This window comes from Blautia sp. SF-50 (assembly GCF_900101315.1).
GTDB classification, from domain to species: domain Bacteria; phylum Bacillota; class Clostridia; order Lachnospirales; family Lachnospiraceae; genus Blautia_A; species Blautia_A fusiformis.
Map to the genome: position 1 here is coordinate 1 of NZ_FMUW01000063.1, position 6,393 is coordinate 6,393.

The 6,393-nt window shown below is 43.6% G+C and carries 5 protein-coding genes; 3 read left to right on the top strand and 2 right to left on the bottom strand.

Features of this window, described 5'->3' with window-relative positions; genetic code table 11:
- Window positions 1-467 precede the first annotated feature (467 nt).
- The gene (locus BLP57_RS17340; protein ID WP_092073565.1) at window positions 468-1,313 is read left to right on the top strand and encodes an AraC family transcriptional regulator; all 846 of its coding nucleotides are present in this window, start codon (window positions 468-470) and stop codon (window positions 1,311-1,313) included.
- 15 nt (window positions 1,314-1,328) lie between these two features.
- Here BLP57_RS17340 and BLP57_RS17345 read toward each other — a convergent pair whose 3' ends face one another.
- Complete coding sequence (locus BLP57_RS17345; protein WP_242872674.1) at window positions 1,329-2,960, bottom strand: glycoside hydrolase family 36 protein; 1,632 nt, start codon at window positions 2,958-2,960, stop codon at window positions 1,329-1,331.
- Between the two features lie 515 nt (window positions 2,961-3,475).
- On the opposite strand from BLP57_RS17345, the gene BLP57_RS17350 reads away from it, so the two are divergent.
- A complete protein-coding gene (locus tag BLP57_RS17350; RefSeq protein WP_015525518.1) occupies window positions 3,476-3,928 on the top strand; it encodes an Hsp20/alpha crystallin family protein in 453 nt (150 codons plus the stop codon).
- 368 nt (window positions 3,929-4,296) lie between these two features.
- Window positions 4,297-4,941, top strand: coding sequence for an orotate phosphoribosyltransferase (locus tag BLP57_RS17355; RefSeq protein WP_092073571.1), 645 nt, complete (start codon window positions 4,297-4,299; stop codon window positions 4,939-4,941).
- Between the two features lie 69 nt (window positions 4,942-5,010).
- Here the strand turns inward: BLP57_RS17355 and BLP57_RS17940 are convergent, their stop codons facing one another.
- Window positions 5,011-6,012: a hypothetical protein gene (locus tag BLP57_RS17940; RefSeq protein ID WP_092073574.1), complete on the bottom strand. Its 1,002-nt coding sequence runs from the start codon at window positions 6,010-6,012 to the stop codon at window positions 5,011-5,013.
- Window positions 6,013-6,393: the final 381 nt, after the last annotated feature.

The window sequence follows — 6,393 nt, forward strand, 5'->3', positions numbered from 1 at the left end:
AATGGTTACCTCTTTCAAGGCATACCTCACAGACCTCCCCGGGTACCACACGTTTCTTCCTCTCCATCCATCTGCCTCATTTATCATACTTGATTCCGTGTAGTTATTGGGCTTCAACTTGTATAGCAGCCTTACCCTCATGCATGACCTTATATGAGATTTCTGTTCGTCAGACCAGAGATTTGCCCGTGGTTAGTCTGTTCCCACATCCGGCTTCCTTCAGATTCCACCTCACGGTGGACACCCTTGCCTTCGGCTATATCCTTCCCACTACCGGGCGGATTCGGGACTTTAACCCGTTAGAAACGTGCACCGCCGGGCGCACTATAAAAAACAGCTGCCGCACGTTTATTGCACGGCAACTGTCTTTTGTCCTATCAGTTCATCTTTGTTCTTTACACCTCAGATCAAATATTTTAAACTGATATTACTTATAATAACCATATATCGAAAGGCAGAAAACTCTCATGAAAAACAAGCAGGTCATGAACCGCCAGACTTCATCAAAAGAACTTCATCTTATTTCCTGCGGCTGGGAAAAATGTACACCGGAACAGTCCTACGGCCCTGGTGTCCGGCGATATTACACCATCCATTTTGTGCTGAGCGGACAGGGATATTTCTATATGAACAACCGGAAATATACCTTGAAAGCCGGACAGTGCTTTTTCATTCCTCCTGTGACCAGCTCTCTCTACAAAGCGGAACCTTCTGATCCCTGGACTTATATCTGGATCTGTTTCAACGGGGAAAACGCTCCAACGCTTTGCGAACACTGCCATCTTACCGGGGAAACTCCGGTCCAGCAGCTGAATTCGGTTCTTCCATATCAGGAAACTATTCTTGAAATGATGGCTCATCCACAACTGACGCCTTCCGGTGATGCCTATATCCAGAGCGGTCTTTACCGGATCATTGCCCTGCTGGAGGAAGAATTTCATGCTTCCTACACCACCATGGAATCCAACGATAATTTTTACATCACACAGGCTGTTGATTACATCAAAAAAAGTCCGCTACAGAATATCACTGTGACAGATGTTGCTGACTATCTCCATATCAGCCGCAGCCACCTTTACGGACTTTTTAAAAAACATCTTGGAACCACACCCCAAGCATTCCTGACTTCAGCCAAGATCATCAACGCCCGGGAGCTTCTGACCATCACGGATATCCCTGTCTCCAGCGTGGCGTTCTCCTGCGGATATCAAAATCCATTTGCCTTTTCCCGTGCCTTCAAAAAAGAAACCGGCATGACGCCACGGGAATACCGGGAAAAATATCATCATGCCGAGGATCTTCTGGATTGCTGAACCACTTTTCCTGATTTACGGAACAACTACCTTGGCATTATAGTACTCCACCGTAGCATCCATGGTCGGACCTTCGTTGTCAAACCAGTCATAAGTGATAGTTTCGCCGTTTTCTCCCCATACCTCCGGGCAGTCGATTTCTTCCCAGTCAAGCGGAACAAAATGCTCTTCCTGTTCTGATGCACGCAGCATGATCTGATGCAGCTCCTCAAATTCCTCCGGATTCAAAACTCCAGGTTTTGCGGATACAAACAGTGGTGTACCGCTCTTTGCAAGAACGTCTGCCCACTGACGATTTTTCTCCCATGGGATCATTCCGAAAATACCGACACAGTCTGCATCAATATGGTAAAACGTATTGTGCTGCGGAAGACGGAATGCCAGCGTATTTACGCCCATTCGTCTGGTACGCTCCCAGATACGTCCGCTGGTATCGTCACCGGTCCGATTCAGATGCATCAGGCCTGCGCCGAGATGTCCGATGGTATTGCAGCCGATGATCACTGCGTTGTTGCTCCGGGAAGCATCATAAATCTCCTGATAAAGCATTTTTACGATTTCTGCGCTGGTTTTGGTCTGATCATAAAAATGCCATTTCTCCATGGAATTGTCTCTTAAATTCGCCTCAAATCCCCACTTCCCAAAGAGATCAAAGGTAGAAAAATCATGCTTGATCAGCGTGTATCCCCAATCACAGATCCTCTCGATATCTTTACGGATATATTCCAGTGCATCCGGGTGGGACGGATCGAGACAGTCATTATAGGAAATCCTCCACTCATTCGGGATATTCTCATCTTCATTAAGAAGCAGACGGACCCAGATACCCGGGCGGACACCTTTTTTCTCCAGCTTGTCTGCAAGACCTTTCATATCCGGAAATCTGGCATTGCCTTTTGTCCAGGGTCCACCGTTGTATTCATCCAGGCGGTGATGCTCCTGCCAGCAATCATCAATGACCATGAACGGAGGATTTTTTACACCTTCGGTCAGTTTCAGGATATAATCGGTATCACTTAAGATCTCCTCTTCGGAGCTGTCACCGTAAGCATAGTACCAGTTATTGCTTCCATATACCGGAAACTCTGGGAAGATCGGATCTGTACACATTTTTTCACAGAATTTCTGTGCAGTTTCAAAAGTATCTGCTCCTTCTGCTTCCATGCAGACGATCTGTGCGGCACACAGCTTTCTTCCTTTCAGCTGTACTCCTGTATTTCCGCAGCGAACATCCAGAAACAAAGTAATTCCTTTGGTATCCACCTGCCAGCAGCACATAGCAGAAGGACGGACCTTTACGCCAAAGCAGAGAACCTTCTCAGAAAGCTTCGCCAGAAAATACCATGGCAGATAACGGTTTCCGCTCATTCCATGCCATTCCGCATCACCATAGGTACGTTCCCAGGCATCTCCCAGAAATCTGGCTGATTTCGGGATCTTATAGTTCCATCTCAGCTTCACACATCTCACTGCATCCTCGGATGTGACAAATATATCCTCATGTTCACCTGCGTCCTGAAATTCCACAGTAGTTGCACCGGCAGCTACTGTCGTCTGCCCTCCCTGGCACACAAGTCTCTCCTCTTCTGTTTCCACTGTTACATAATCCGGTACCCCAAGCTTAAAATCTGCATATTTTTTCTGCATTATTCTCTCCTCCTGTACTTTTTCATTTACATTTTGCTTTACCTGCATACTCATGAACACTGTCTTTCTATCGTCTGTTCAACTCAGAAGAATGTACGAAAAATTTTTTTAATACATTTTGTCTATATGCCTTATTATATTGATTTTTTTGGTTTTTTCTATGCTTTAAAGTTATTATAACATTGCAGAATGTTCAATCTGCATAAGCTTTTCAGTCCTTGTCCGATTCGCTTTTTAATATAAGAACATAAAGGGCTAAAACTGGAAATTAGTTTTTCATTTTACGGAACACAAATTCTTCACATTTTTTTAGCACTCACCTATTGACTTTGCTAACAACAGGTGTTATATTACATATAGAACAAAGGAGAAGATAAAAAAGAACTTCCAGATGTTCAGAATAAAACCAAACGATCACCACTGCGGAATAACCCGAAGTGGTAACTATATACCGGCAACAGTTGGATTTCTTGATCCACCGGAACGGCTTTTCAATTTGAAAGGAGAAATGACTTATGATGTTCCCGAGTGTATTTGGAGAAAACTTATTTGATGACTGGATGGATGATTTTGGATTCAGAGATAATTTCTTTAGCGGAAAGAACCCTCTTTATGGCAAACATGCAAAAAATATCATGAAAACTGATGTACGTGAAACAGATAAAGGCTATGAGCTGGATGTAGATCTTCCAGGATTTAAGAAAGATGAAGTACAGGTACAGCTGAAGGATGGTTATCTTACCATCTCCGCTGCCAAGGGTCTTGACAAAGACGAGGAAGACAAGAAAGGCAATTATATCCGCCGTGAACGTTATGCCGGCAGCACAAGCAGAAGCTTCTATGTTGGTAATGGTGTAAAAAACGAAGATGTCCATGCAAAATTTGAGAACGGTGTTCTGAGACTTTCTATTCCGAAAAAAGCAGCTGAAGAGATTGAAGCTGATAAATATGTATCTATTGAAGGCTGACATCGACTCACTCTCACAGGGGGAGAATCCATAAGGATTCTCCTCCTCTTTTTTATACGCAATAATACATATGACACTCTCTTTCCAATTTACTACGTACTCACAAGTACTTTCACTCTATAGTAATGATCCTATTGTCAAAGTTTTCATGATATTGGATATTTTTTAACAAATACGCTTGATTTTTTGAATATTTTTTATATATTTTGCATTATATTATTTCATTTTTTTGAAATTAATGGTATAATATGCACAGCTAATCGGATATTTGCAATCCGCATTCGGTTAAATAAATCTGTTTCGTAATCCTTCAGGATAATTCTCCTGAACAACCACGTAAAACACGATCACGACAGGAGGTTTTTATTATGGATCAGGACAACATCATAAAAATTTATGCACGCAATGACAACCGCATACAGCTTAAAATGATTCCGGGACACTTCGTAACATCCCAGTCCCATATCACACACTACCTGGATCTCACTACTATGAAATCCAGATGCGCTGAAGCACAGCGTATTGCATCCGCTCTCGCAGCAAATTACGAAGCATCCATTCCGGTAGACACCATCGTCTGCATGGACGGACTTGAAGTGATCGGTGCTTATCTCGCCGAAGAACTGACCAAAGCCGGCGTCCTTTCCATGAACGCACACCAGACCATCTACGTCATCACCCCTGAGTTCAATAGCACCGGGCAGATGATCTTCCGCGACAACTATGAACCAATGATCAATGGAAAAAACATCCTCATCCTAAATGGTTCCATCACCACCGGATCCACATTGAACCGAGCTATCGAAAGCGTTCTGTACTATGGCGGTAAGATCCGCGGCGTGGCAGCCATCTACAGCAGTGTAGACAGTGTAGCCACACTCCCTGTCCACTCTATCTTTCAGGCCAGAGACATCCCGGACTATCGCTCCTACCGCTCTGACAACTGCCCACTGTGCAAAAAACGCCAGAAGATCGATGCTATTGTCAGCAGTTACGGATATTCTGTATTATAAGATTCAGATCAATCAACGAATCCCCCATGGATAGCAAAACCAGTGGGGGATTCTCTTTATCTTTTCTTATTATAATTGATATTCTCTGTACATGGCTTCACGCATTTCTTTATCTGTAACAACCTTCTGAATCTCATTACCACGATTATCAAGTATAAGCCTGTTGATCAGAACACTAAGTCGTTCTTCCCCCTGGGCCATTCCCTGAGCTATTCCCTGAGCCATTCCCTGGGCCATTCCCTGAGCCATTCCCTGAGCCATTCCCTGTTCTCGCCCCAGTGCTTCAGCCTGTTCCTTAGCTTCCGCCATCAGTCTTGCCCTTTTCTCAGATTCCAGTTCCAGAACATGTCCACCCATAATCTCACCTATTCCTTTCCGGACTTTCTCCTCATTTCTGAAAATATGATCAGATATCCGAGTTATCAGTCCAATCAGATCACTGAACAGTTCAGACCTTCCAGATTCAGTGATCTCTACCTCCAGTTTACTCCGGATCACTTCATATTCATTCAGTAATTCCTGAAAAAGTTGTGGATTCTCACTCATCTCATGCCCTCTTTTTTCATATCGCATGATATAAAAAGGAAGCAGCATAAGAAGACTCTTTTCAAATATCTTATCTTTTGTATAATTCTCTACTTTAATGGCAGGCACTCTGTACAAATGACATCCCCCATCCGGAAAAACCACATCCACTTCCAGAAAATCCGGCGTATTCCTACTATTCCTCAGATACAACACACAAGAACGTGGAAACTCCATCCGATACCTCCGTCCCTGCTTTCTGGCAAACTCAACAGCAGTTGCAAAATCATACTCTATCATCCGTACAGCCATTGTCGTGTCATCCGTACTCTGACATTCTATATGATAAATCCTGTTTCCGATCAACAGCCGCGAATCCGTAATAATCTCACCATCCACCCGCTGATACTCATTACGCAGCTGCACAATCTCCACATCAGCCGGGTATGATGTATGAAAAACATCATTGATCAAAGGCACGACCAGAAACGTCATTTTCTCCATCATAGTACGAAAAACATCATCAAAAATCGTATTATCTCTCAAACAATACTCCTTCTGGTATATACAATTATACCATCAACCAAACACTTCAGAAACCCTGTATACAGTTTTTATAAATATTTTTGAAAAAACGCTTCAGACATTGAAGCAAAAAGAAACCAAATAAATGGATAGATCTTATAAGATATACAAATCATACCACACATCCCACCACAACACCACAAAAACCCATCTCCAAATTTCGACACCACCTTCCAGCGTCCAGCAACGCACCGACATTCACAACCTCCCTCCAAACCACAAAGAATCTCAAGCTTCCAAACTACAAGCGTCCAGCAACGCGCCGACGCTCACAACCTCCCGGCAAACACATAGAATCTCAAGCTTCCAAACTACAGGCGTCCAGCAACGCGCCGACGCTCA